A 2,086-nucleotide genomic window follows, 5' to 3' on the forward strand; every position below is an offset into this window, starting at 1 on the left:
CCGACTGCTGCGCCTGCTCCCCGACCGCGAAGCGCCGCCGCTGCCTGTGCATCTGGTGTACCCGTCCGCCCGGCAGATTCCGAGCCGGCTGCGGGCCTTCATCGATGCGATGAAAGCCTGCCTGCCGCATACCCACGGCATGCGTATTCCGCCCCCATCGCCGCGGTGAGGCATGGCCGGCGGCCGCCATCGGCATGGCCTGAAATTGCAAAGCCTTGATAACATAGCCTCTGCTATATTGCGGCCGTGGACATCCAACGCCGCCCCGACACTGCTTCTGCCTGGCCTTCCTCGGACGGCCACAGCCCCAGCCTGGGCGAGATGAACGCCAGTGTCGCGGTGCCACACGGCGGGCACTGGTGGTTCCGGCTGCTGGCGTTCCTGGGCCCGGGTTACATGGTGTCGGTGGGCTATATGGACCCGGGCAACTGGGCCACCGACATCGCCGGCGGCGCCCAGTTCGGCTACCTGCTGCTGTCGGTGATCCTGTTGTCCAACCTGATGGCCATCGTGCTGCAGGGGCTGTCGGCGCGGCTCGGCATCGCCACCGGGCGCGACCTGGCCCAGGCCTGCCGCGACCACTACTCGCGCCCGGTCACGCTGGGCCTGTGGCTGCTCTGCGAAATCGCGATCATCGCCTGCGACCTGGCCGAAGTGATCGGCACGGCCATCGCGCTCAAGTTGTTGTTCGGCATTCCGCTGCTGGCCGGGGCGATCATCACCGCCATCGACGTGGTCCTGGTGCTGTGGCTGATGAACCGTGGCTTCCGTGCGCTGGAAGCGTTCGTGATCGCGCTGCTGCTGGTGATCTTCGCCTGCTTCGCCATCCAGATCGCGTTCGCCGCACCGCCGCTGCAGGCCGTGCTGGGCGGCTTCATTCCGCGTGCGGAGGTGGTCACCAATCCGCACGCCCTGTACCTGGCCATCGGGATCATCGGCGCCACGGTGATGCCGCACAACCTGTACCTGCATTCGTCCATCGTGCAGACCCGCGCCTACCCGCGCACCGACCCCGGCCGCCGCAGCGCGCTGCGCTGGGCAGTCACCGACAGCACCATCGCCTTGATGCTGGCGTTGTTCATCAATGCTTCGATCCTGATCCTGGCCGCAGCGGTCTTCCACGCACACGGGCGCACCGACGTGCAGGAGATCGAGCAGGCCTACGAACTGTTGGCGCCCATGCTCGGCGTGGGGCTGGCCTCGACCCTGTTCGCGGTCGCCCTGCTCGCCTCCGGCATCAACTCCACGGTGACCGCCACGCTGGCCGGGCAGATCGTGATGGAGGGCTTCCTGCGCCTGCGCATCGCACCCTGGGCACGCCGCCTGATCACCCGCGGCATCGCGATCGTGCCGGTGGTGATCGTCACCGCGATCTACGGCGAACAGGGCACCGCGCGGCTGCTGGTGCTCAGCCAGGTGCTGCTGTCGATGCAGTTGCCGTTCGCGGTGATTCCGCTGGTGCGGTTCGTCTCGGACAAGGCAAAGATGGGCGCGCTGGTGGCGCCGCGTTGGCTGATCGCGCTGGCGTGGGTGATCGCGGCGATCATCCTGGTGCTCAACGTGAAGCTGCTGGTGGACACGGTAGCGGGCTGAGTCACGGAACGCCGCGCGCCCATTCAGTTCCATTTGTCATGTCTGGAGGCGGCGTCGATTGCTGTGGAGTACATCGCCCCACGGGGTTGCACCACGCCGATTTCCCGCCGGGAAGACCTGGATGACGCCAACGCCGATGAGACCCAGTGGCTGATCGGGATTGAATGCTGATCGACCGCTTGCTGCCGTAACCCACGCCGCGGCGCTGCGCTCAGCCTGCGCGCGTGGCCACCCGCATCAGGGCGCGGAACCGGCTGCACTGCAGGTGGCTGGTGGCGCGGCAGGCGGCCGCGTGGCGCAGGCCGTCACGCATGGCGGTCATGCGCTGGATGCTGGCGTCCAGTTCATCGGCCTTGGCGGCCAGCCGTGCGCGATCGATGGCGGCCTCACCCTCGACGGCCAGCATCGCCCCGATATCGGCCAGCGACAGACCGGCCGCGCGCCCCAGCGCAATCAGTGCCAGGCGCTCGAGCACGCTCCCAGCGAACACCCG

The 2,086-nt window shown here is 68.0% G+C and carries 2 protein-coding genes; one reads left to right on the forward strand and one right to left on the reverse strand.

The genetic code is table 11. The features are described 5' to 3' along the window. Positions 1-246 precede the first annotated feature (246 nt). Complete coding sequence (locus DBR34_RS11950) at positions 247-1,593, forward strand: Nramp family divalent metal transporter (RefSeq protein ID WP_128096957.1); 1,347 nt, start codon at positions 247-249, stop codon at positions 1,591-1,593. Positions 1,594-1,804: 211 nt separating this feature from the next. Here the strand turns inward: DBR34_RS11950 and DBR34_RS11955 are convergent. Next, the coding region (locus tag DBR34_RS11955) for a MerR family DNA-binding protein (RefSeq protein ID WP_258223856.1) at positions 1,805-2,086 on the reverse strand (282 nt) is incomplete at its 5' end.

This window comes from Stenotrophomonas sp. HMWF003 (assembly GCF_003061285.1).
GTDB classification, from domain to species: Bacteria; Pseudomonadota; Gammaproteobacteria; order Xanthomonadales; family Xanthomonadaceae; genus Stenotrophomonas; species Stenotrophomonas maltophilia_AP.